Origin of the sequence: Brachybacterium sp. GU-2, assembly GCF_030866705.2 — a bacterium.
GTDB lineage: Bacteria > Actinomycetota > Actinomycetes > Actinomycetales > Dermabacteraceae > Brachybacterium > Brachybacterium conglomeratum.
This window is the reverse complement of record NZ_CP133037.2, coordinates 33,345-56,709: the sequence shown is the minus strand read 5'-3', so window position 1 is coordinate 56,709 and position 23,365 is coordinate 33,345. Positions and strand designations below refer to the sequence as shown.

Sequence of the window (23,365 nt, the reverse complement as noted above, 5' to 3'; positions counted from 1 at the left end):
TCCTGAGGAGGGGGTGGGATCAGTAGACGAGGTCGACGGCGTGGATCGAGCGCGCGTCGATGGCGGCGCCCAGCTCCTCGGCGAACTCGCGGGAGACGGACTCGTCGAGGTCGAGGACCACGAGGGCCTCGGCGCCCTGGGCGCGGCGGACGCGAGAGACCTGCATGCCGGCGATGTTGATGCCGGCCTCACCGAGGAGGGCGCCGTACTTGCCGATCAGGCCGGGCCCGTCCGAGTAGCGCAGGATCAGCAGGTGGTCGCTCAGCGGCACGTCGAGCGCATGGCCGAAGACGTCGATGAGCTTGTGCTCCTGGTCCACGCCGCTGAGCGTGCCGGAGACGGCCACGACGTCGCCGCCGCGCAGCGTGCCGCGCAGGGTGATGACGTTGCGGAAGCGCTCGGTGGTCTCGTCGGTGACGAGGTTGACGGCGATGCCGCGCTCCTCGGCGAGGACGGGGGCGTTGACGTAGCTGACCTGCTCGGTGACCACGGAGCGGAACATGCCGCGCAGGGCGGAGAGCTTCAGCGCGGTGACATCGCGGGAGGCGATCTCGCCGTGGACCTCGATGTCGAGCACCTCGGGGGCCTCGCCGGCCAGGGCGGTGAAGAGCTGGCCGAGCCGGTCCGACAGGGCGACGCCCGGGCGGACCAGGTCGTCGATCGCGCCGCCGGCGACGTTGACCGCGTCGGGGACCAGCTCGCCCGCGAGCGCCAGGCGCACGGACTTCGCCACCGCCACGCCGGCCTTCTCCTGCGCCTCGGCGGTGGAGGCACCGAGGTGCGGGGTGAGGGTGATGTTCTCGAGCTCGAGCAGCTTCGCGGCGGTCTCGCTCTTCGCGGGCGGCTCGGAGGAGTACACGTCCAGGCCGGCCCCGGCGATCTGTCCGGTGCTCAGCGCGGTGTACAGCGCCTCCTCGTCGATCAGGCCGCCGCGGGCGGCGTTGACGACGTGGAGGTTCGGCTTCGCGAGCGCGAACTCCTCGGCGCCGATCAGGCCCGTGGTCTCAGGGGTCTTGGGCATGTGGACGGTGAGCACGTCGGCCTCGCGCATCAGCTCGTCGAGCTCGACGACGCGGGCGCCGAGCTCGGCGGCGCGGGCATGGTTGACGTAGGGGTCGTAGGCCAGGAGAGTCACGCCGAAGGGGCGCAGGCGCTCGGCGACGAGCTGGCCGATGCGGCCGAAGCCCACCACGCCGACGGTCTTCTCCAGCAGCTCCACCCCGGTGAGCTGCTTGCGCTCCCAGCGGCCGGCCTTCACGGAGGAGTCGGCGCGGCCGAGATTGCGCAGCGAGGCGAGGATCAGCGCGATCGCGAGCTCCGCGGCGGAGACGATGTTGGAGGTCGGGGCGTTGATGACCATGACGCCCGCGGTGGTGGCGCCGGGGACGTCGACGTTGTCCAGGCCCACGCCGGCGCGGGCGACGACGCGCAGCTTCGGGGCCGCGGCGTACACCTCCGCGTCGACCTGGGTGGCGGAGCGGACCAGGAGGGCATCGGCCTCCGCCACTGCGGCGAGCAGCGCGGGACGGTCGGTGCCGTCCACGCTGCGGACCTCGACGTCGGGGCCCAGCACCTCGACGGTGGCGGGCGACAGCTCCTCAGCGATGAGCACGACAGGACGCGTCACGGAATCTCCTCCGGTACGGATGGTGGTCGTCGCTCACTTCCTCGGGTGCGACGGGTTTCAGGGGACAGCGTAGTCGCGTGTCCGCCATGCGGGAACGCGGGTCAGGATGCGAGACCCTTGCACGAAGGACGGCGGCGGAAGCACCTCGTGGGTGCTCCCGCCGCCGTCTCGGGACCGGGTGGGTCAGCGCGCGGCGCTGCCCTCGACGTAGTCCGAGTCGATGGACTGCGCGCTCCAGGAGAACATCTTGCGCAGGTCCTTGCCGACCTTCTCGATCGGGTGCTCGGCCTCGGCGGCGCGGAGCTTCTTGAACTCCTCGGCGCCGTTGTCCTGGTCGTCGATGAAGCGCTTGGCGAAGGCGCCGGACTGGATGTCGGCGAGGATCGCCTTCATGTCGGCCTTCGTCTGGTCGGTGACCACGCGCGGGCCGGAGACGTAGTCGCCGTACTCGGCGGTGTCGGAGATCGACCAGCGCTGCTTGGCGATGCCGCCCTCGTTCATGAGGTCGACGATCAGCTTGAGCTCGTGGAGGACCTCGAAGTAGGCGATCTCCGGCTGGTAGCCGGCGTCGGTGAGGGTCTCGAAGCCGGCCTGGACGAGGTGGCTCATGCCGCCGCACAGCACGGCCTGCTCGCCGAAGAGGTCGGTCTCGGTCTCCTCGGTGAAGGTGGTCTTGATGACGCCGGCGCGGGTGCCGCCGATGCCCTTGGCGTAGGACAGGGCGAGGTCCCAGGCGGAGCCGGTCGCGTCCTGCTCGACGGCGACGATGTCCGGGATGCCGCGGCCGGCGGCGAACTCGCGGCGCACGGTGTGGCCGGGGGCCTTCGGGGCGATCAGCAGCACGTCGACGCCCTCGGGGACCTCGATGTAGCCGAAGCGGATGTTGAAGCCGTGCGCGAAGGCGATCGCCTTGCCCTCGGAGAGGTGGGGCTTGATCGAGTCCGCGAAGACCTTCCGCTGGTCCTGGTCGGGGGTGAGGATCATGATCAGATCCGCCCACTCGGCGACCTCGGCGACGGTCCCGACGGTCAGACCCTCCTCCTGGGCCTTTGCGGCGGACTTCGAGCCCTCGCGCAGGCCCACGCGGACCTCGACACCGCTGTCGCGCAGGTTCAGCGCGTGGGCGTGGCCCTGCGAGCCGAAGCCGACGACCGCGACCTTCTTGCCCTGGATGATGGACAGGTCGGCGTTGTCGTCGTAAAAGATCTCAGCCACGTTGTGCTCCTTCGATGGTTGGCTCTATGGCGTCGAGGCGATCGTATCGCCCCTCGTCCTGCGATATGAGAAACGGTCTTGCTATTCGGTCGGCGTGGCGGGGATCAGGACAGCAGCGCGCGGTCGGTGATCGCCCGACCGCCGCGCCCGATCGCGACCTCGCCCGACTTCACGATCTCGCGGATCCCGAACTCCTCGAGCATGCCGAGGAGGGCGGTGAGCTTGTCCTGCGTGCCGGTCGCCTCGATCGTCACGGAGTCCGAGGCGGCGTCGACGACCTTCGCGCGGAACATCTGCACGATCTCCAGCACCGGGGTGCGGGTGGAGCTGTCGGCGGTGACCTTGATGAGGATCAGCTCGCGCTGGACCGTCTGGCGGGGGTCGAACTGGACGATCTTGAGCACGTTGACGAGCTTGTTGAGCTGCTTGGTGATCTGCTCGAGCCGGTGCTGCTCGACGTCGACGACGACCGTGATGCGGGAGATCTCCGGATGCTCGGTGGGTCCCACCGCGAGCGAGGAGATGTTGTAGCCGCGACGGGAGAACAGGGCGGTGACGCGGGTGAGCGCACCGGGCTTGTTCTCCACCAGCACCGAGAGGGTCTGGCTGTTCGGCGACATGACGTAGTCGGGGGTCCCGGTCGGGGCCTGCTGCTGGTTGGTGGTCATGCTCAGATGTCCCTCTCCCACTCGGGGCTCATGCCCTGGGCGATCTGGATCTCGTCGTTGGAGACGCCGGCCGGCACCATCGGCCACACCATCGCGTCGGCGCTGACGGTGAAGTCCACGACCACGGGGCGGTCGTTGATCTCCATCGCCTGGCGGATGGTGTCGTCGATGTCCTCGTCCCGCTCGCAGCGCAGGCCCGCGCAGCCGTAGGCGTCGGCGAGCTTGACGAAGTCGGGGATGCGGCGCGAGCCGTGGCCGGTGTTCAGCTCGGTGTTCGAGTAGCGCTGGTCGTAGAACAGGTTCTGCCACTGGCGCACCATGCCCAGCGAGCTGTTGTTGATGACGGCGACCTTGATCGGGATCTCGTTGATCACGCAGGTGGCGAGCTCCTGGTTCGTCATCTGGAAACAGCCGTCGCCGTCGATGGACCACACCGTCTTCTCCGGCATGCCCACCTTGGCGCCCATCGCCGCGGGCACCGAGTAGCCCATGGTGCCCAGGCCCCCGGAGTTGATCCAGGTGCGCGGGTTCTCGTACTGGACGAACTGGGCCGACCACATCTGGTGCTGGCCCACGCCCGCGACGTAGATCGAATCGGGCCCGGAGATCGCGCCGATGCGGGAGATGACCTTCTGCGGGGCGGTGAAGCCGTCCTCGGTCGCGGTCCAGCCCAGCGGGTAGTTCTCCCGCAGCATGTCCAGCGTGCCCCACCAGCCCTCGTAGTCACGAGGGTCGGACTCGGCCAGGCGGGCGCGGAGCTCCTCGGTGAGAGCCTTGGCGACCTGCCCGGCCTGGCCGACGATCGGCACGTCGGCGACGAGGTTCTTCGAGATCTCGGCCGGGTCGATGTCCGCGTGGATGATCTTCGCACCGGGGGCGAAGGAGTCCAGGCGGCCGGTGACCCGGTCGTCGAAACGGGCGCCGATGTTGATCAGCAGGTCCGCGCGCTGCAGGGCCGAGACCGCGGCGACGGTGCCGTGCATGCCGGGCATCCCGAGGTGGCTCGGGTGGGAGTCCGGCAGTGCGCCGCGCGCCATCAGGGTGGTGGTGAAGGGGATGCCGGAGGCGTCCACGAGTTCGCGCACCTCATCGGTGGCGCTGCCGCGCAGCACGCCGCCGCCGAGCAGGAACACCGGGCGCTTCGCCTCGAGCATGAGGCGCACCGCCTCGCGGATCTGCTTGCCGTGCGGACGCGGCTCCGGGCGGTAGCCGGGCAGGTCCAGGGTCTCGGGCCAGACGAACTCCATCATGTCCTGCTGGGCGTCCTTGGTGACGTCCACCAGCACCGCGCCGGGCCGGCCGGTCGAGGCGATGTGGAAGGCCTGCTTGATCACCTTCGGGATCTCCGCGGCGTCCTTGACCAGGAAGTTGTGCTTGGTCACCGGCATCGTCATGCCCACGATGTCCGCCTCCTGGAAGGCGTCGGTGCCGATGAACATCGAGCCGACCTGGCCGGTGATCGCGACCAGCGGGATCGAGTCCATCTGGGCGTCGGCGATCGCGGTGATGAGGTTGGTGGCACCCGGGCCGGAGGTCGCCAGGCACACGCCGACCTTGCCGGTCGCGTGGGCGTAGCCGGAAGCGGCGTGGCCGGCACCCTGCTCGTGGCGGACCAGCACGTGACGGAGCTTCTTCGCGTCCATCAGCGGGTCGTAGGTGGGCAGGATCGCGCCGCCGGGAAGGCCGAAGACGACCTCTGCCCCGGCATGCTCGAGGGACTCGACCAGCGCCTGCGCGCCGGTCATCTGCTGTCCGGTCATCGGAACTCCTTCGTCGTCTCGGACGGTGGGCGGTGGCGGTGAGTGGAACATGCTCCCCGTCCTTCCCGTCGCGCCGTCCCGCGGGCCGGGCACGAAAAAGCCCCTCCGCCTGGGGCTCGGGGAGGGGCGCGGATGACGTCTCGAAGCGACGAGTGGGCGTCAGCCGCGCTCGGGAACTACGAGAAGAATCGTCTGCATGCGCCCACCATAGGCCCCGGGGCGTGGCCGGGGCCACCTGTCCGGATCGCGAGACCCCGCGGGCAGCCGTCGCGGCGGCGGGGGCGCGACGCGCTTCGCGAGGCCAAGGTGGAAAGTCCTGAGGGACCCCGCCCCGAGGCCCGACGGAGCGACGAAAGTCCTGCGCACGGCGTCCGGTCCTGCTTACGGTAGGGACGAGGTCACCCGCTCCAGAGAGGACCGTGCGCAGAGCCATGAACGCCACCGGCCATTCCCCCCTCGCCCCCGCCGCCGGGACGCCGATGCCGTCCGGCACCCGCATCGTCGTGATCGGCGGAGGCATGACAGGGCACCGCTTCGCGGCCCGGATGCAGTCCCAGGACCCCACCGGCGACTGGACCCTCACCGTCATCGGCGAGGAGACCCAGCATCCCTACGATCGCGTGCACCTCTCGGACTGGTTCGGCCACCGCCGCGCCGAGATGCTCGCCCTGGACACCGGGGTCTGGGCCGACCCGCGGATCACGCTGGTCACGGGCGACGCCGCCGAGAGCCTGGACCGCTCCGCGCACACCGTCACCTGCGCCTCCGGCACCCTGCACGAGTACGACCGGCTCGTGCTCGCCACGGGCTCCTGGGCCTGGGCGCCCCGCGCCGAGGGCAAGGACCTGCCCGGCTCCTTCAGCTATCGCACGGTCGACGACGCCGAGTCCCTCGCCGCCTGGGTCGCCGAGCGCGGCGAGGCGCTGGGCCGCGAGGTCCGCGGCGTCGTCGTCGGCGGCGGCGTGCTCGGCCTCGAGGCCGCGGCCGCGCTGCAGGACCTCGGCGCGCACTCCACCGTGGTCGAGTTCGCGGACCGACTGATGGCCGTCCAGCTCGACGACGGCGGCGGCGAGATGCTGCGCCTGCTCATCCAGGACAAGGGCATCGCGGTGCGCACCGGCGTGGGCGCAACCGCCTTCCGTCCCGCCGAGGACGGCGCTATCGGCACCGCGGAGCTCACCGACGGCAGCGAGCTGCCCGCGGACGTCGTCGTCTTCTCCACCGGCATCCGCCCCCGCGACCGGATCGGCCGCGAGGCCGGCCTCGCCGTCGGCGAGCGCGGCGGCATCGTGGTGGGAGAGAGCTGCCAGACCTCCGACCCGGACATCTGGGCGATCGGCGAGTGCGCCTCCTTCGACGGGGTGTGCGCGGGCCTGATCGCACCCGGCAACGACATGGCCGACGTGGTCGCCGACCGTTTCCTCGGCGGCACCCGCACCCACCAGCGGGGCGAGGACGGCACGAAGCTCAAGGGCGTAGGCGTGGACGCCGCCGCCTTCGGCGACGTCAACGCCATGACCCCCGACGCGCTCGAGGTCTCCTTCGTCGACCCGGTGCACCGCCAGTACCGCAAGCTCGTGATGAGCGACGACGCGACGACCCTGCTCGGCGGCGTGTTCGTCGGCGACATCGCGCTGTACTCGCAGCTGCGTCCGATGACCGGGCGGGCCCTCGGCGCCGACCCCTCCGCAGTGATCGCGCCGGAGGGCGCGGGCGATGCGCTCGCGGGCGCGGAGATGCCGGACGACGCGGTGATCTGCTCGTGCAACAACGTCTCCGCCGGCACCGTCCGCCACGCTGTCAATGAGCAGGGCTGCCACACGGTCGGCGCGATCAAGGAGTGCACCACCGCCGGCACCGTGTGCGGCTCCTGCGTCCCGTCGCTGACGAAGCTGCTGAACCAGGAGCTGGCCAAGAGCGGCATCGAGGTCTCCCGCGCACTGTGCGAGCACTTCGACCACTCCCGCGCCGAGCTGTACAGGCTCGTCGAGGAGGGCGGCCAGGAGACCTTCACCGAGGTCGTCGCCGCGCACGGCACCGGCGCGGGCCGCGGCTGTGCGGTCTGCCGCCCCACGGTCGCCTCGATCCTGTCCTCGCTCGGCGCCCTCTCCGGCAAGCGTCACAGCCCGGTGGGCCGTCAGCTCGGCTCGCTGCAGGACACCAACGACCACGTCATGGCGAACATCCAGAAGGACGGCACCTACTCGGTGATTCCCGCGATGCCCGCCGGCGAGGTCACCCCCGAGAAGCTGCTCGTCTTCGCGCAGGTGGCGAAGGACTACGGCCTGTACGTGAAGGTCAACGGCGCCCAGCGGATCGGCATGTTCGGGGCCCGGCTCGAGCAGCTGCCGGAGATCTGGGAGCGCCTGGTCGAGGCCGGCTTCGAGTCCGGCCACGCCTACGGCAAGTCGCTGCGGATGGTGAAGAGCTGCCTGGGCACCAACTGGTGCCGCTACGGCGTGGGCGACTCGACCGCGATGGCCTCGCACCTCGAACGCCGCTATCGCGGGCTGCGCTCCCCGCACAAGATCAAGATCGGCGTCTCGGGGTGCGCCCGCGAGTGCGCGGAGGCGCAGGCGAAGGACGTCGGCGTGATCGCCACGCACCGCGGCTGGAACCTGTACGTGGGCGGGAACGGCGGCGCCCAGCCCGCCCATGCTCAGCTGCTCGTCGAGGACCTCGACGACGAGACCCTGCAGCGCTGCATCGACCGCTTCCTCATCCTCTACATCCGCGAGGCGGACAAGCTCCAGCGCACCGCGCGCTGGGTCGAGGAGTACCCCGGCGGCATCGACGAGCTGCGGCGCGTGATCGTCGAGGACTCCCTCGGCATCGGCGAGGAGCTCGAGGCCGCCATGCAGCGCCACACCGACACCTACGTCGACGAGTGGGCCGAGGCGGTGCACGATCCGGAGCGGCGCGCGAAGTTCGTGTCCTTCATCAACGCCCCGGACCTGCACGACAAGACGCTGCGCTACGTGCTCGAGCGCGAGCAGGTGCGCCCGGCCCGGCCGGAGGACGCCCCGGAGACCACCTTCCCGACCCCGCTCGCGGCGAAGGAGCACGCCCTCGCCGGCGCCGCCCACATCTCGCAGGAGGACCAGTGATGACCGCCCCCGCCGACGCCCTCGTGCCGATCTGCCCGCTCGGCGCGCTGACCCCGGAGCGGGGCGCCGCGGCGCTCCTTCCGGACGGCACCCAGATCGCGGTGTTCCTGCTGGACGACGGGAGCGTGCGCGCCGTGCAGCAGCACGACCCCTACTCCCGCTCGAACATCCTCTCCCGCGGCCTGGTGGGCACCCATCTGCTCACGGTCGAGGGCGAGGCGGAGGGACGGATCGTCCCGACCCTCTCCTCCCCCATGTACAAGCAGAGCTGGGATCTCGACACCGGCGCGGTGCTCGACTCCGGCGGCGGGGAGAGGCTGCCGATCGCGGTGTTCGACGTCGAGGTGCGGGGCGGGCACGTGCACGTCTCCGCCGCGCCGCGCCCCGGCACGGGCGGGGAGGCGTGAGCGGCCTGACCGGCGCCCGCCTCGAGCCCGGGGCCGTCGCCCTCGTGGGCGGCGGCCCCGGCGCCTGGGACCTGATCACGGTGCGGGGCCTGGACCTGCTGCGCCAGGCCGACGTGGTGGTCGCCGACCGGCTCGGGCCGCGCGCACTGCTGGACGAGCTGGGCGCCGGCGTCGAGGTGATCGACGTGGGCAAGCGGCCCGGCGCGCACTCCATGCGGCAGGACGACATCGGCGCGCTGCTCGTCGCGATCGCCCGCGAGGGACGGCGCGTGGTGCGGCTGAAGGGCGGGGACCCGTTCGTGCTGGGCCGCGGCGGCGAGGAGGTCCTCGCCTGCCGCGCGGCGGGCATCGACGTGCAGGTGGTGCCCGGGGTGACCTCGGCGCTGGCCGGTCCGGCGGCCGGGGACGTGCCCGTCACCCATCGCGGCACCGCGGTCGCCGTGCACGTGGTCAACGCCCACGGCGACCTGGGCCCCGCGGATCTCGCGGCGCTCGCCGATCCGGGGACCACGACCGTGCTGATGATGGGGGTGGAGTGGCTGCCGCGGCTGGTCGCCCAGGCGCTGCTGAACGGGATCGATCCCGCGACCCCGGTCGCGGTGGTGCAGGAGGCGACCCTGCCGGGCCAGCGTCAGGTGCGCGGCACCCTCGCGGACATCGAGCAGGTCGTCGCCGACGCCGGGATCGGGCATCCGGCGGTGATCGTGGTGGGCCGGACCGCGGCGGAGGGCTTCCTCCGCCCGGAGGAGCCGGCCTCAGCGGCGGAGGCCCCGGAGCACGGCTCGGGCCGTGAGGCCGTCGATCTGCCGGAGGGCGGTCCCGCTCCAGACCGCTCCCCCGCCCCGGTGCTGATCGGCTGCTCCCACGGCACCCGCTCGCGGGAGGGGCGGGACGTGCTGCGCGCCCTGCTGCGCCGGATCGCCGCGCAGGCGCCGGGCGCGGTGCGGGAGGCGTTCGTGGACGTGCAGTCACCGGACGTGGCCGCGGTGGTCGCCGCCCATGCCCGGCCTGCCGAGGCCCGCACCCGGGAGGGCGAGGCGGTCGAGGCGGTCGTGGTGCCGCTGCTGCTCTCGCTCGGCTATCACGTGAAGGACGACATCGGCGGGGCGGTCGCCGGTCGTGCTGCGGCCGCCGCCGCGCCGCTCGGCCCGGACCCGCGGCTCGCGGAGGTGATGGCGCAGCGCCTCGCCGAGGCGGGCCTGCGCGACGGCGACGCGGTGGTGATGGCGGGCTCCGGCACCAGGGATCCCGAGGGCGTCGCGCAGGTCGAGGAGATGGCCCGCCTGCTCTCCGAGCGCCTCGGCCGGGAGGTGAGCCCCGGCTACGCGTATGCCGCGACGCCGACGGTCGCGGACGCCGTCGCCGCGGCGCGGGAGGGCCTCGCCGACGACGCACGCGTGGTGGTGGCGAGCTATGTGCTCGCCCCCGGTCATTTCCACGACCTGGTCGCCGCGTCGGGGGCCGACGTGGTCACCGCCCCGCTCGGCGATCATCCGCTCGTCGCCGAGATCGCGCTGGAGCGCTACGAGGCCGCGCTCGGGGCGTGAGGACGAGGAGGCGGTCGTGGGCAGATCGCCTCCTCTCCCCTGTGCGGCGGGTCACGGCTTATGATCCCGCCATGCTCACCCGGCTCCGCACTGCTTGTGCGGCGGCCGCGCTGCTCGTCGGCGCGGCCGCCTGCACCTCTTCGGGCTCGGATCCCGAAGTCGATCCCGACTCCCTGGTCGGGATGACCCTGGACGCCGCCCACACGCAGGCCATGGAGGCCTACGACGGAAGTGCCACCATCGACCTCTCGAGCGTGGCCGAGGGCGGGGCGGCATCCGACGGAGCGTCCAAGGCCCTCGACGACTGGATCGTCGCTGCCGCCTGCACCCAGTCGAACGATCCGGACGACTACGACGTCGTCGAGCTCGGGATCCTCCCGCCCGGCATCTGGGCGGACATCGATCAGTCGCCGGAGGCGCTGCAGGAGTTCCGCGACGCCTTGAGCTGTGCCTCCTGACGGCCCGACGCAGAAAGGCCGCCGCCCTGAGCCAGGGCGGCGGCCGTTCCGTATCGACCCGGTGTCAGTCCAGCGGGCGGCGGGTCGCGCCGTAGGTCGCGGACCGGGCGAGGTGGGCGTAGACCTTCAGGGCCTGGGAGACCTTGCGGTCGCGGTTCTCCGGCCGCCAGGGCAGGGCGCCCTTGTTCTCACGGCGACGGGCCAGCTCGTCCTCGGGAACGTCGAGCTCGAGCAGGCGCTTGTCTACGTCGATGATGATCCTGTCGCCGTCCTCGATGAGGCCGATGAGCCCGCCCTCGGCCGCTTCCGGGGAGATGTGGCCGATGGAGACGCCGCTGGTGCCGCCGGAGAAGCGGCCGTCGGTGATCAGCGCGCAGGTCTTCCCGAGGCCCCGTCCCTTGAGGAAGGAGGTGGGGTAGAGCATCTCCTGCATGCCGGGGCCGCCCTTGGGGCCCTCGTAGCGGATGACCACCACGTCGCCGGCCTTGACGGTCTTGTCCAGGATCTTCTGGACCGCCTCCTCCTGGGAGTCGCAGACCACCGCGGTGCCCTCGAAGTGGAAGAGGTCCTCGGTGACGCCGGCGGTCTTGAACACGGCGCCGTCGCGGGCGAGGTTGCCCTTGAGCACGGCGAGGCCGCCGTCCTTGGTGTGGGCGTGGGGGACGGCGCGGACCACACCGTTCTCGCCGTCGAGGTCGAGCTCGTCCCAGGTGTTCGTGGTGGAGAAGGCCTGGGTGGTGCGCACCCCGCCGGGGGCGGCGTGGAAGAGGGCCTCGGCCTTCTTCGAGGCCTTGCCGCCGCGCACGTCCCACTCGGCCAGCCAGCTGGTGAGGTCCGGGGAGTGGACGGTGTGGACGGTGTGGTCCAGCAGCCCGGCCCGGTCCAGCTCGCCGAGGATCGCGGGGATGCCGCCGGCGCGGTGGACGTCCTCGACGTGGGCGGTGCCGTTGGGGGCGACCTTCGACAGCGTCGGCACGGAGCGGGAGATGCGGTCGATGTCGTCGAGGCCGAAGTCGACGCCGGCCTCGATCGCGACGGCGAGGATGTGGAGGATCGTGTTGGTCGATCCGCCCATCGCCACGTCCATGGCCATCGCGTTGGAGAACGCGGCCTTGGTCGCGATCGACCGGGGCAGGACCGACTCGTCGTCCTCCTCGTAGTAGCGCCTGGCGAGCTCGACGATCTTCCGCCCCGCCTCGAGGAAGAGCTCCTTGCGGAAGGCGTGGGTGGCGAGGGTGGTGCCGTTGCCGGGCAGGGACAGGCCCAGCACCTCGGTGAGGCAGTTCATCGAGTTCGCGGTGAACATGCCCGAGCAGGAGCCGCAGGTGGGGCAGGCGTTCTCCTCCACCTCGGCGAGCTGCGCGTCGGTGATCGAGTCGTTCGCGGACAGCGACATCGCATCGACCAGGTCGATCCGGTTCTCGGTGACGCCCTCGACGGGCTTGCCGGACTCGGAGGGGCCGCCGGAGACGAAGACGACCGGGATGTTCAGGCGCATCGCGGCCAAGAGGTGGCCGGGGGTGATCTTGTCGCAGTTCGAGATGCACACCAGCGCGTCGGCGGTGTGGGCGTTGACCATGTACTCGATCGAGTCGGCGATGAGGTCGCGGCTCGGCAGCGAGTAGAGCATGCCGCCGTGGCCCATGGCGATGCCGTCGTCGACGGCGATGGTGTTGAACTCCTTGGAGACGCCGCCGGCCTCCTCGACCGCGCTCGCGACCAGGTCACCCATGTTCTTGAGGTGGACGTGGCCGGGGACGAACTGCGTGTACGAGTTCGCGATCGCGATGATCGGCTTGCCGAAGTCGCCGCTCTTCATGCCGGTGGCGCGCCAGAGGGCGCGGGCGCCTGCCATGTTGCGGCCGTGGGTCGAGGTGCGGGAACGGAGCTGAGCCATGCCCGTCATGCTACGCCGCCATGCGAGATGGCGGTGTCACCATCCGGACACCGGACGGGGATCACACTGGTCACCCCTCAGACGGGCGCACCGATCCGGGCGACGGGGTTGTCCATCCTCCCGGCGTACAGCAGCGAGGAGGCCTGGTCGCCGAGGTCGACCATCTGCAGGGTGTTGCGCAGCTGGAGACGGTTCAGGCAGGAGTGGGCGAAGGACCCGGCGCGGAGGTCCACATCGCCGGCGAGGCCGCGGGCGAGGTCGGGGTGGCCCGACTCGTACTCGTCGAGCACGCTCGCGACCTGGCCCCAGAACCGGTCGGCGGGCAGGATCCCGTCGGCGTCGAGGATCCCGGCGAGGTGGCGCAGCACCCCGTCGAAGACGTCGGTGAAGATCGACAGCGTCTTCTCCTCCCCCGGCACCACGGCCCGCACCCGCTCCATGTCCTCCGGCAGCGGTCGGTGGCCCACCACAGCCATCTCCTCGCCGATGTCCTTGTAAAACGCGCCGATCACCTGCTGCTCCCGTACACGCAGGATGAGGTTCTCGCCGTGGGGCATGACCACCACGTCGTGGGCGAGCAGCAGGTGGACCAGCGATCGGAGATAGGCGCGCAGGTATCCGGCGAGCCACTGCTCGGGCGGCAGGCCGGAGGCGCGCTGCATCGTCGCGGCGACGGAGCGGCCCTCGTGGTCGCGGTGCAGCAGCGCCGCCATGGTGAAGGCCCGCTCCCCCGGTGCGAGCTGCGCGACCGGGTTCTCGCGCCAGAGCGCGGCGAGCATCTTGCGGTGCGGGTTCGTGGTGCGGGTGCGATGGTAGGCGTCGCCCGTGTACCCGATCGCGGCGCGCTCGCGCAGCACGCGGAAGCCCTGGTCCGAGAACTCCGCATCGCCGGCGACGAGTGCGGCGAGCCAGTCGTTGATGGCGGGGGTGTCGCGCATGTAGTGCGGGGACAGGCCGCGCAGCAAGCCCATGTTCTGGATCGCGAGGGCGACCTTGACGTAGGGGGCACCCTCGCGGGTGCGGTTGTAGAAGGTGCGCAGGGACTGCTGGGGCTGCATCTCGTCGCCGCCGACGCCGAGGGGGACGAGGTCGCCGCGGGCGATGTCGGGTGCGAAGGTGATCGGCAGGCGGTGGCCGGCCTGCCAGGGGTGCAGCGGCATCAGCGGGTATCCCGTGGGGTCGAGGCCGCGGTCCGTGAGCCGTGCGGCGAAGGCTGCGCGCTCCTCCGCCGACAGCGACCAGGCGGCGTGGTCCTCCTCGGTGAGGCCCTCGCCGAGGGCGAGGTGGCCGTGCTCGCGCCGCACCGCGACCCATTCCAGGCGGGTGGTGCGGCCCTGCTCGGGGGCGAAGGCGCGGTAGTCGGGCAGGGAGAAGCCGATGCGGCCGTTATTGGCGAGGAAGCCGGGATGCCCCTCGGTCATCGCCGCCTCGATCCGTGGGAGGTCTGCGTCCAGGAGCTCCTCGGCCGACGGCCGCTCGCCGCGGCTCGCCGCATCGAGGGTCGCGCAGCGGGCGGCGAGGGTGGAGGCGAGCTCCTCGAGATAGGTGGCGAGGAGATCGTCCGGGATGCCGAGGAGGTCCTGCAGCTCGGCCACGAGGACCTGCACGTCCCGCGGGGTGGGAGTGCCGTCCTCGACGCGGGTGATCGAGGCGGGGTCGACGAGCCAGTGCTCGAGCGGCAGCACCCGGGCGGTGAAGCGGTAGCGGATATCGGTGCCGGGGACGGCGAGCTCCCAGGCCCCCTCGCCGCGCGGTTCGGGGGCGAGGACGCGCTCGTGGGAGAGCTCGGCGAGCGCCTTGGCGATCAGGTGGCGGTGGGCCTGCTCGGCGATGTCGGGGCGGAGATGGGCGGTGGGCGTGGCGCCGGGGCCCAGCGGCGAGGCGGCGAAGTCGGCGCGGGTGCAGACGCTGAGCGCGGCGTGCTTGGTGCCCTCCCCGTCGGGGATCTCCACGTGGCGGAGCACTCGGAAGCCGGCCGCGGCGTTCTTGGCGAGCACGGCACGATTGCGCGCGTCGGGCTCGACGACCAGACGGGCGGCGCCTCGCTCGTGCAGACACCAGGAGACCACCTCCCCGATCACCGCGGCGGTGAGCCCGTGCTCAGGCTCGCCGGCGGGCGGGGCGATCAGCAGGTGCATGCCGAGGTCGCCGGGCTCGGGATCGAGCAGCCCGGCAGGGAGGAGGCGGGCGGGGTCGTAGGTCTCGACGTAGACGAGCGGGGTCCCGTCGCGGGAGCCGATCCAGCCCTGCTCGTCGGCGGAGGCGTCGACGCGCTCGAGATAGGCGCGCACCTGGGCGGGACTGTGCGCGGTCATGCCCCAGAAGCGGGCGCGGTCGGTGGTGAGCCAGCCGTGCAGCAGCTCGTCGTGGGCGGCGGGGTCCAGCGGGGTGAAGGTCAGGTCCATCGTGGTTCCCCTGGTCTGTGCGCGGCCGGCGGTCAGTGCGCGGCCGGCAGGCCGAAGGTCTGGAAGGCGATCGCTCGCTCGATCGGGTAGGGCTCGCGGCCCAGCACGGCGGCGAGCACCACGGAGGCGCGCCAGGCGCCGAAGCCGAGGTCCGGGGCCGTCACGCCGTGGGTGTGCTCCTCGGTGCCGAGCACGTGGAGACGGCCCGGCTCGTCGACCGTGTAGTCGCGGGCGATGTCGAGGCGGCCCGATGCGTCCCGTCGGACCCGGTCGCCGAGCGGGGCGAGGAGATCGGCGTCGCGAGGGCGGTACCCGGTCGCGGCGACCACGGCGCCGGTGCGGTGCTCGGCCGTCTCCCCCGTGAGGGAGTGGGCGAGGTCCAGGACGATTTCGTCGCCGTCCGTCTGGGCACCGGTGACGGCGGTGGCGGTGAGCAGGCGCGAGGGGAGCTCGCGCCCGCCGGCGGTGAGGCCGTAGAGCAGCTCGTGGATCTCGTCGATCAGGTCCGCGCTGATTCCCTTGTGCAGGGCGCGCTGGGTGCGGGAGAGACCGTCGCGGACGTCCTCGGGCAGCGCGCGGTGCAGGTCGGTGTACTCCGGGGAGGTCATCTCGAGGGTGAGCTTGGTGTACTCCATCGGGAAGAACCGCTCCGAGCGGGTCACCCAGTCCACCCTGGTGCCGCGCGGGGCGGCAGCGGCGAGCAGGTCGCGGTAGACCTCGGCGGCGGACTGTCCGCTGCCGACGACGGTGACGGAGCCCGCCTCCAGCAGCTCCTGCTTCCGTGCGAGGTAGTCGGCGCTGTGGAGGACCGGGGCGGGGCCGCCCTCCCCCGCGAGCGCCTCGAGCGGGGGCGGGAGGTGCGGGGCGGTGCCGAGGCAGAGCGCGACGTGCCGGGTGCGCAGCCGCTCGAAGCGCGTGGTGGCGCCCTGGGCGTCGAGCACGGCGAGAGTGACCAGCAGATGGTCGCCCTCCTCCTCGATCGCGAGGGCGCGGCGGCGCCAGCGCAGGGTCTCCAGCCGCTCGGCGACCCAGCGGCAGTAGGCGTCGTACTCGCTGCGCAGCGGCGCGAAGGACTCGCGGATGTAGAAGGAGTAGAGGCGCCCGGTGGCCTTGAGGAAGGCGAGGAACGAGTAGGAAGAGGTGGGATCCGCCATCGTCACGAGGTCGGCGAGGAAGGGGACCTGCAGGGTGGTGCCCTCGAGCATCATCCCGGGATGCCAGGAGAAGCCGCCCGCCTGGTCGACGAAGACGGCGTCGAGGTCGTCGAGCGGGCCGGCGAGCGCGGCGAGGCCCAGGCCGAAGGGGCCGAGGCCGATGCCGACGAGGTCGTGGACGTGCTGCGGGGCGGGGGTGCTCATCGGGTCTCCTCCGCGGCGGCGAGGCGGCTGCCGGCGAGCAGGCCGCGGCCGGTCGCGCGGACGAGGTCGAGCACGGCGGCGACATCCAGCAGCGTGGTCTCGGGGTTCAGGAGGGTGAGCTTCAGCCAGGGGGTGCCGTCGATGGTGGTGCGGGCGACCATGGCGCGACCGGAGTGGAACAGGATCCGACGGATCAGGGGCTGCAGCGCGTCGGTGCGGGCGTCGTCGAGCCCCTCGGGGCGGAAGCGGAAGATGACGGTGGAGAGGTCGGAGGTGCCCAGCACGTGCAGGTCGGGGTCCTCGGCCAGCAGCTCGCGCACCTCGACGGCGAGGTCGCAGCAGGCGTCGACCATGTCCCCGATCGCGTCCGGTCCGAGCGAGCGCAGCGTGGTCCACAGCTTCAGCGCGTCGAAGCGGCGCGTGGTCTGGAGGGACTTGTCGACCTGGTTCGGCTCGGCGTCCTCGGAGGCCGCCTCGGCGGCGGGGTTGAGGTAGTCGGCATGGTGCGCGGTCGCGGCGAGGTCCGCGCGCTCGCGCACGATCAGGGCGCTCGAGGAGACGGGCTGGAAGCAGGTCTTGTGGTAGTCGACGGTGACCGAGTCGGCGTGCTCGATGCCGTCCAGGAGGTGGCGTCGGGTGCGGGAGAGGAGCAGGCCTCCGCCGTAGGCGGCATCGACGTGGAGCCAGGCGCGGTGGTCTCGGGCGGCGTCGGCGATCTCGGGCAGGGGGTCGATGAGGCCGCGGTCGGTGGTGCCGGCGGTCGCGACGATCGCCATGGGCAACTCGCCGGCCGCCTCGAGGATGGAGAGGGTCTCGCGCAGCGCGGCTGCGTCCATGCGTCCGGCGGCGTCGGCGGGGACGGCGACGACGGCGTCCTCGCGCAGGCCGAGCAGCCTCGCGGAGCGGGTGACGGAGAAGTGGGCGGCCTCGGTCGCGAGGACCCGCAGGCGGGGCAGCAGGGCGGCGCGGTCCTCGTCCGCCGCGCGCTCGGCGCGGGAACGGGCGAGGAAGAGGGCCTGGAGGTTGGACTGGGTGCCGCCGGAGGTGAACACGCCGTCGCCCTGCGTGAAGCCGATCCGCTCGGCGGTCCACCGCACCAGGCGCTGCTCCATCAGGGTCGCGACCAGGGACTGGTCAAAGGTGTCCACGGAGGTGTTGATCGCGGCGAGCATCGCCTCGGCGGCGACGGCGGGCAGCACGACGGGGCAGTTGAGGTGCGCGAGATAGGAGGGGTGGTGGAACCAGACGGCGTTGCCCGCGTAGAGGGAGTCGGCCTCCGTCAGGGCGGCGGCGTCCCCCACGCCCGGGCCGTCGAGGTCGACGTCCTCCACGAGCTGCTCGAGCCGGCGGCGGTCGGGGCCGACGGAGGGGGCGCGCACCGTGCGGAGCCGCTCGGCGACGTCGCGGGTGACCTGGCCGAGCAGCTCCTGGTAGGCGTCGGCGGTGCGGGCAGTGAGCAGCCCGGTCGTCGCCGCGGTGGTCCCGTCGGGGGCCGGGCCGGGGCGGGTGGCGAGGGATGCCATGGGGAGGACCTCCTGGGGCGCGGGCCATCCGGACCTGCGCAGTAAGGGTTGCCTACCCTAAATATGCAAGCGCGCCGTTTCGCAAACCCTGAAGCCGCCCGGATGAGAAGCGCCACGATGTCGCCGGATCGGGCAAAAGCCGTGGACATAGGCTCGCGAAGGTGCTGCCGCGCGGGCCCTGCGATGGACGGATGTCCGTCACCCGTGCTCATGACGAGGGGCCGTCCCGGTGTGCCCGGAACGGCCCCTGTCGTGCAGGACGGGTGCGGGGTCAGACCCCGGCAGAGCTGCGCTTCGCCTGCGGGTCGGCGTCGCCCTCGGGATCCTGAGCCCAGTCGTCGTAGTCCGTCTCCCCCATCGGCGAGGCGAGATCCTCGTCGTGGTGGTCGGCGCGGACGGGGAAGTCGGGATCCTCGGCGAGCTGGCGGTGGAGGTCCGCCAGGCGCAGCTCCTCGGTCAGGGTGCGGCGCTCCTCGGCGGCGACCTGCTGCTCCGTGGGCTCGTGCGAGCCCATGCCCACCTGGAGGTCCGGCTCGACCTCGGAGAGGGCGCCGACGCTCACGCGGTAGCGGTGGCGCAGGATCTCCAGGCGCACCACCCGGGCGAGGAAGTAGATGCCCAGCAGGTTCGGGACCGACATCAGGAAGAACATCGAATCGGAGAAGGCGATCACGGAGTCCAGCGAGATCGCCGCGCCGACGATCACGGCGAGCACCCAGACGATGCGGAAGACGTTCTGCACCAAGGCCGAGCTGCCGAAGAGGAACTTCGCGCTGAGCTCGCCGTAGTAGGCGTAGGCCAGGACGGTCGAGAAGCCGAACAGGGCCACGGCGACGGTGAGGAGATAGGGGAACCAGCCCGCGACGGTGCCGAAGGCGGCCGCGGTCAGCGCCACGCCGTCCTCGCCGCCGCCCTGGTAGACGCCGGTGATGACGACGGCGATCGCGGTCAGCATGCACACGCCGATGGAGTCGACGAGCGGCTCCCACAGGGCGGTGAAGCCCTCGGTGGCGGGCTCCTTCGTCTTCGAGGCACTGTGGGCCATGCCGGCGGAGCCGACGCCCGCGGCGTTGGAGAACAGCGCGCGCTGGATGCCGATGACGGCCACGCCGATGATGCCGCCGGTGACGCCGTCGGCCGTGAAGGCGCTGGTGAAGATCGTGGCGACCGCCGCGGGCAGCGCCTCGATGTTCACCAGGATGATGGCGAGAGCGCAGAGCACGTAGAGCACGGCCATCGCGGGGGTGATCGCGGAGGTCCACCGGGCGATCTTCGTGACGCCGCCGAGGATCACGATCGCGGTGAGCACGGCCATGACCGCGCCGATCAGCCATTGGTTGCCCGAGAGGAACTCGCTGCCGGTGGAGGAGGCGACGATCGCGGCGACCTGGTTGGACTGGAAGAGGTTGCCCGCGCCGAACACGCCGACGAGGGTGAAGATCGCGTACAGCACAGCGAGCACGCGTCCCAGGCGCCTGCGGCCGATCTGCGCGAGGCCGTCGCGCAGGTAGTACATGGGGCCGCCCTCGGTGGTGCCGTCGGCGTTGACCTTGCGGTACATGACGCCGAGGGTCGCCTCGGCCATCTTCACGCTCATGGCGAAGAACCCGAAGATCGCGATCCAGAGCGCTGCGCCGGGGCCGCCGGCCGCGATCGCGACGGCGACGCCGGCGATGTTGCCGAGCCCGACGGTGCCGGAGAGCTCGGTGGCGAGCGCCTGGAAGCTGGAGACCTCACCGGGATCGGTCTTGGCGGTGTACCGGCCGCGGATCACCTGGATCGAGTGCTTGAGCCCGGTGATCGGCTGGAAGCGCAGCCAGACGGTCAGGAAGATCGCAGCGGCCATGAGCCACACGACGATGATCGGCACGCCGCCGAATATCGGCGCCTCGTAGAACACGACGGCGCTGAGGAAGGCGGCGATGGGGCCGAAGATCGTCTCGATGGCCGCGTCTATTCCAGGCATCTGGGGGCTCTCCTTCGGCGGGGATCCGCCGGGTCGGGTACTCGGGGCCCGCGGGGCGCCGGTCACCGGAGAGGGAGGCGCCGCAGCGGACGACGAATGACTGTACCGAGGAGTAATCTGCGTGCTCCGCCGCACGCCGCGCACCTCCGACTGAGCGGAACCTGCGCATGACATGGGCTTTCGCCCGTCACCTCGGCGTGCTTGTCCGACAATCCGGCCCGCAGATTCTTTACCCTTTCTTGACCCACCCCGTGGAGACACTCACATCAGCGCGGCGGTGCGAAGGTCCGCAGCGCACCGGCGGTCCGCGTCCGCGCGGACGCCCTCGGGCCATGCGCAGAGAGGACGGGCCACCCCTGTGCGGGGCGGCCCGTCCTTCGTGCGCTGTGCGGCGAGGGCTCAGCTGACGCCGAGCTTCTCCATGATGATCTCGCGGACGCGGCCGGCGTCGGCCTGGCCGCGGGTGGCCTTCATGATCGGGCCGATCAGGGCGCCGATCGCCTGGACCTTGCCGCCCTGGATCTTCGCGACCACGTCGGGGTTGTCGGCGATGGCCTGGTCCACGGCGGTGGTGAGCACGGAGTCGTCGGAGACGACGGCCAGGCCCTCGGCCTCGACGATCGCGGCGGGGTCGCCGTTGCCGTCGAGCACCTTCACCAGCACCTGCTTGGCGATCTTGTCGTTGATCTTCTTCCCGTCGACCAGGCCCTGCAGCTCGGCGACCTGCGCGGGGGTGATCGAGAGCGCCTCGATCTCGACGTCGCGGTCCTTCGCCACACGAGCGAGCTCGCCCATCCACCACTTGCGGGCGGACTGGGCGGAGGCGCCGGCGGTGACGGTCTGCTCGATGAGGTCCAGGGCGCCTGCGTTGATGACGTCGCGCATCTCGAGGTCGGTGAAGCCCCACTCCCCCAGCAGGCGGCGCCGGCGGGCGGCGGGCAGCTCGGGCAGCGCGGCGCGGATCTCCTCGACCCACTCGCGGCTCGGGGCGACGGGGACCAGGTCCGGCTCGGGGAAGTAGCGGTAGTCCTCCGCGTCGGACTTCGGGCGGCCCGAGGAGGTGCCACCGGTGTCCTCGTGGAAGTGGCGGGTCTCCTGGACGATCGACTCGCCGGCGTCGAGCAGCCCGGCCTGACGGGAGATCTCGAAGCGCACGGTCCGCTCGATGGAGCGGAAGGAGTTGACGTTCTTGGTCTCGGTGCGGGTGCCGAGCGGGGCGCTCGGGTCCGTGCGCAGCGAGACGTTGACGTCGGCGCGGACGTTGCCGCGCTCCATCCGCGCCTCGGAGACGTCCAGGGCCCGGAAGATGTCGCGCAGGGTGCGGACGTACGCGGCGGCGACCTCGGGGGCGCGGCCCTTGGTGTCCGGGATCGGCTTGGTAACGATCTCGACCAGCGGCACGCCTGCGCGGTTGTAGTCCACCTGGGAGTGGGTCGCGCCGTGGATGCGGCCGGTCGCGCCGCCGACGTGGGTGTTCTTGCCCGCGTCCTCCTCCATGTGGGCGCGCTCGATCTCCACGCGCACGATCTCCCCGTCCTCGAGCTCGACGTCGACCCAGCCGTCGAAGGCGATGGGCTCGTCGTACTGCGAGGTCTGGAAGTTCTTGGTGAGGTCCGGGTAGAAGTACTGCTTGCGCGCGAAGCGGCAGGTCTCGGCGATGGAGCAGTTCAGCGCCAGGCCGATCCGGATCGCGTACTCGACGGCCTTCGCGTTCACGACCGGCAGCGAGCCGGGCAGGCCCAGCGAGGTGGGGGTGATCGCGGTGTTCGGCTCGGCCGCGAAGATGTTCGGCGCCCCGTCGAACATCTTGGTCGCGGTGCCCAGCTCGACGTGGACCTCGATGCCGAGGACCGGGTCGTAGCGGTCGATCGCCTCGTCGAAGTCGACGGGGGTGATGTCGGTGGTGGTCATCGGGCTGCGCCTCCTGCGAGCTCGGGAGCCTTGGCCAGCAGCGGTCCGCCCCAGGAGTCCTCGAGCAGCGCCTCGAGGGCGCCGCCCACCTGGTACAGGCGCTCGTCGGCGCGGGCCGGGGCGAGGAACTGGATGCCGGCGGGCAGGCCGTCCTCGGCGAGACCCGAGGGCAGGGAGATGCCCGGGGTGCCGGCGAGGTTGGCGGGGATGGTGGCGATGTCGTTCATGTACATCGCGGTGGGGTCGTCGATCTTCTCGCCGAGGCGGAAGGCGACGGTGGGCGCGGTCGGCGAGGCGAGCACGTCGACCGTCGAGAAGGCGGCGGCGAAGTCGCGCTGGACGAGGGTACGGACCTTCTGGGCGCTGCCGTAGTAGGCGTCGTAGTAGCCGGCCGAGAGGGCGTAGGTGCCCAGCAGGATGCGGCGCTTGACCTCGTCGCCGAAGCCGGCGCCGCGGGTCGCCTTCATGACGTTCTCCGCAGTGGGGTGGTCCTCGGGGATCACCCGCAGGCCGAAGCGCATGCCGTCGAACTTGGCGAGGTTCGAGGAGGCCTCCGAGGGCATGATCAGGTAGTAGGCGCCGAGCGCGTACTCGAAGTTCGGGCAGGAGACCCGGACGATCTCGGCGCCGGCGCGCTCGAGCTGGTCGAGGGACTCGGTGAAGCGGGCCCGGACCTCGGGGGCGAATCCCTCCCCCTCGAGCTCCTCGATCACGCCGATGCGCAGGCCCTTGACGTCGCGGCGGCGCGACGCCTCGGCGAAGGCGCCGACGGGACCGGGCAGCGAGGTCGAGTCGCGCAGGTCGTGCCCGGCGATCAGCTCGTGCAGCAGCGCCGAGTCCTCGACGGTGCGGGTGACGGGCCCGGCCTGGTCCAGGGAGCTGGCCATGGCGATCAGACCGTAGCGGGAGACGGAGCCGTAGGTGGGCTTGACGCCCACGGTGCCGGTGACGGCGCCGGGCTGGCGGATCGAGCCGCCGGTGTCGGTGCCGATCGCGAGAGGGGCCTCGAAGGCGCCGACGGCCGCGGCGGAGCCGCCGCCCGAGCCGCCGGGGATCCGGTCCGGGTCCCAGGGGTTGCGGGTGGGGCCGTAGGCGCTGGTCTCGGTGGAGGAGCCCATCGCGAACTCGTCCATGTTGGTCTTGCCGAGGATCGGCAGGCCCGCGGCGCGGAGCTTCTCGACGAGGGTCGCGTCGTAGGGCGGGACCCAGCCCTCGAGGATCTTGGAGCCGGCGGTGGTGGGCTGGCCCTTGGTGACCAGGACGTCCTTGACGGCGATCGGCACGCCCGCGAGGGGGTGCAGCTCCTCGCCGGCCTCGCGGCGGGAGTCGACGTCGCGGGCGGTGGCGAGAGCCTCCTCCTCGTTGACGTGGAGGAAGGCGTTCAGGTCGCCGTCGACGGCCGCGATGCGGTCGAGGTGGGCGCGGGTGAGCTCCTCGGAGGAGGTCTCGCCGGCCTGCAGCGCGGCGGCCTGGGCGGCGGCGCTGCGGCGGATCATGTCGGGGGAAAGCATCGGTC

General features: G+C 71.8%; 15 protein-coding genes. 4 read left to right on the top strand and 11 right to left on the bottom strand.

The window, feature by feature from the left end; all coding sequences use genetic code 11:
* Positions 1-19 precede the first annotated feature (19 nt).
* The 4 genes from serA to RBL05_RS00230 form a co-directional block, all read right to left on the bottom strand.
* Complete coding sequence (serA, locus tag RBL05_RS00245) at positions 20-1,627, bottom strand: phosphoglycerate dehydrogenase (RefSeq protein WP_191458177.1); 1,608 nt, start codon at positions 1,625-1,627, stop codon at positions 20-22.
* A gap of 183 nt (positions 1,628-1,810) precedes the next feature.
* Positions 1,811-2,842 (bottom strand): ketol-acid reductoisomerase, encoded by a 1,032-nt coding sequence (gene ilvC / locus RBL05_RS00240; RefSeq protein ID WP_308741042.1) that lies wholly within the window; start codon positions 2,840-2,842, stop codon positions 1,811-1,813.
* Positions 2,843-2,946: 104 nt separating this feature from the next.
* Entirely contained in the window at positions 2,947-3,462 is a 516-nt protein-coding gene (ilvN, locus tag RBL05_RS00235) for an acetolactate synthase small subunit (protein ID WP_062950522.1), read from the bottom strand.
* 50 nt (positions 3,463-3,512) lie between these two features.
* Complete coding sequence (locus RBL05_RS00230) at positions 3,513-5,270, bottom strand: acetolactate synthase large subunit (protein ID WP_308741043.1); 1,758 nt, start codon at positions 5,268-5,270, stop codon at positions 3,513-3,515.
* A 431-nt stretch (positions 5,271-5,701) separates the two neighbouring features.
* On the opposite strand from RBL05_RS00230, the gene nirB reads away from it, so the two are divergent.
* The 4 genes from nirB (at position 5,702) to RBL05_RS00210 (ending at position 10,789) form a co-directional block, all read left to right on the top strand.
* Positions 5,702-8,377, top strand: a complete 2,676-nt coding sequence (nirB, locus tag RBL05_RS00225) for a nitrite reductase large subunit NirB (RefSeq protein ID WP_308741044.1) — start codon at positions 5,702-5,704, stop codon at positions 8,375-8,377.
* A complete protein-coding gene (locus tag RBL05_RS00220) occupies positions 8,377-8,784 on the top strand; it encodes a nitrite reductase (NAD(P)H) small subunit (protein ID WP_308741045.1) in 408 nt (135 codons plus the stop codon). The genes nirB and RBL05_RS00220 overlap by 1 nt, the downstream gene beginning before the upstream one ends.
* Positions 8,781-10,331, top strand: a complete 1,551-nt coding sequence (gene cobA / locus RBL05_RS00215; RefSeq protein WP_308741046.1) for a uroporphyrinogen-III C-methyltransferase — start codon at positions 8,781-8,783, stop codon at positions 10,329-10,331. Before RBL05_RS00220 ends, cobA begins: the two co-directional genes overlap by 4 nt.
* A 71-nt stretch (positions 10,332-10,402) precedes the next feature.
* On the top strand, positions 10,403-10,789 hold the full coding sequence (locus RBL05_RS00210; protein WP_308741047.1) for a hypothetical protein: 387 nt from the start codon (positions 10,403-10,405) through the stop codon (positions 10,787-10,789).
* Positions 10,790-10,853: 64 nt separating this feature from the next.
* Here the strand turns inward: RBL05_RS00210 and ilvD are convergent, their stop codons facing one another.
* From ilvD to gatA, 7 genes are all read right to left on the bottom strand, one after another.
* Positions 10,854-12,686, bottom strand: a complete 1,833-nt coding sequence (ilvD, locus tag RBL05_RS00205; RefSeq protein WP_308741048.1) for a dihydroxy-acid dehydratase — start codon at positions 12,684-12,686, stop codon at positions 10,854-10,856.
* A gap of 77 nt (positions 12,687-12,763) precedes the next feature.
* On the bottom strand, positions 12,764-15,091 hold the full coding sequence (locus RBL05_RS00200; protein ID WP_308741049.1) for a GNAT family N-acetyltransferase: 2,328 nt from the start codon (positions 15,089-15,091) through the stop codon (positions 12,764-12,766).
* A 32-nt stretch (positions 15,092-15,123) separates the two neighbouring features.
* Positions 15,124-16,449 carry a lysine N(6)-hydroxylase/L-ornithine N(5)-oxygenase family protein gene (locus RBL05_RS00195; protein WP_318603932.1) on the bottom strand — a complete coding sequence of 442 codons (1,326 nt, stop codon included), beginning with the start codon at positions 16,447-16,449 and terminating at the stop codon, positions 15,124-15,126.
* Positions 16,446-17,972 (bottom strand): pyridoxal phosphate-dependent decarboxylase family protein, encoded by a 1,527-nt coding sequence (locus RBL05_RS00190; RefSeq protein WP_308741050.1) that lies wholly within the window; start codon positions 17,970-17,972, stop codon positions 16,446-16,448. Before RBL05_RS00190 ends, RBL05_RS00195 begins: the two co-directional genes overlap by 4 nt.
* A 271-nt stretch (positions 17,973-18,243) precedes the next feature.
* Positions 18,244-19,938, bottom strand: a complete 1,695-nt coding sequence (locus tag RBL05_RS00185; RefSeq protein WP_308741051.1) for an alanine/glycine:cation symporter family protein — start codon at positions 19,936-19,938, stop codon at positions 18,244-18,246.
* 399 nt (positions 19,939-20,337) lie between these two features.
* Positions 20,338-21,849, bottom strand: a complete 1,512-nt coding sequence (gatB, locus tag RBL05_RS00180) for an Asp-tRNA(Asn)/Glu-tRNA(Gln) amidotransferase subunit GatB (RefSeq protein ID WP_308741052.1) — start codon at positions 21,847-21,849, stop codon at positions 20,338-20,340.
* A complete protein-coding gene (gene gatA / locus RBL05_RS00175; RefSeq protein ID WP_308741053.1) occupies positions 21,846-23,360 on the bottom strand; it encodes an Asp-tRNA(Asn)/Glu-tRNA(Gln) amidotransferase subunit GatA in 1,515 nt (504 codons plus the stop codon). The genes gatB and gatA overlap by 4 nt, the downstream gene beginning before the upstream one ends.
* Between the last annotated feature and the right edge of the window lie 5 nt (positions 23,361-23,365).

Coding starts and splice junctions, on each gene's coding strand:
- ilvN (WP_062950522.1), bottom strand. CDS start 3,462: ATGTCGCCGAACAGCCAGACCCTCTCGGTGCTGGTGGAGAACAAGCCC.
- RBL05_RS00230 (WP_308741043.1), bottom strand. CDS start 5,270: ATGACCGGACAGCAGATGACCGGCGCGCAGGCGCTGGTCGAGTCCCTC.
- nirB (WP_308741044.1), top strand. CDS start 5,702: ATGAACGCCACCGGCCATTCCCCCCTCGCCCCCGCCGCCGGGACGCCG.
- RBL05_RS00220 (WP_308741045.1), top strand. CDS start 8,377: ATGACCGCCCCCGCCGACGCCCTCGTGCCGATCTGCCCGCTCGGCGCG.
- RBL05_RS00210 (WP_308741047.1), top strand. CDS start 10,403: ATGCTCACCCGGCTCCGCACTGCTTGTGCGGCGGCCGCGCTGCTCGTC.
- ilvD (WP_308741048.1), bottom strand. CDS start 12,686: ATGGCTCAGCTCCGTTCCCGCACCTCGACCCACGGCCGCAACATGGCA.
- RBL05_RS00200 (WP_308741049.1), bottom strand. CDS start 15,091: ATGGACCTGACCTTCACCCCGCTGGACCCCGCCGCCCACGACGAGCTG.
- RBL05_RS00195 (WP_318603932.1), bottom strand. CDS start 16,449: ATGAGCACCCCCGCCCCGCAGCACGTCCACGACCTCGTCGGCATCGGC.
- RBL05_RS00190 (WP_308741050.1), bottom strand. CDS start 17,972: ATGGCATCCCTCGCCACCCGCCCCGGCCCGGCCCCCGACGGGACCACC.
- RBL05_RS00185 (WP_308741051.1), bottom strand. CDS start 19,938: ATGCCTGGAATAGACGCGGCCATCGAGACGATCTTCGGCCCCATCGCC.
- gatB (WP_308741052.1), bottom strand. CDS start 21,849: ATGACCACCACCGACATCACCCCCGTCGACTTCGACGAGGCGATCGAC.
- gatA (WP_308741053.1), bottom strand. CDS start 23,360: ATGCTTTCCCCCGACATGATCCGCCGCAGCGCCGCCGCCCAGGCCGCC.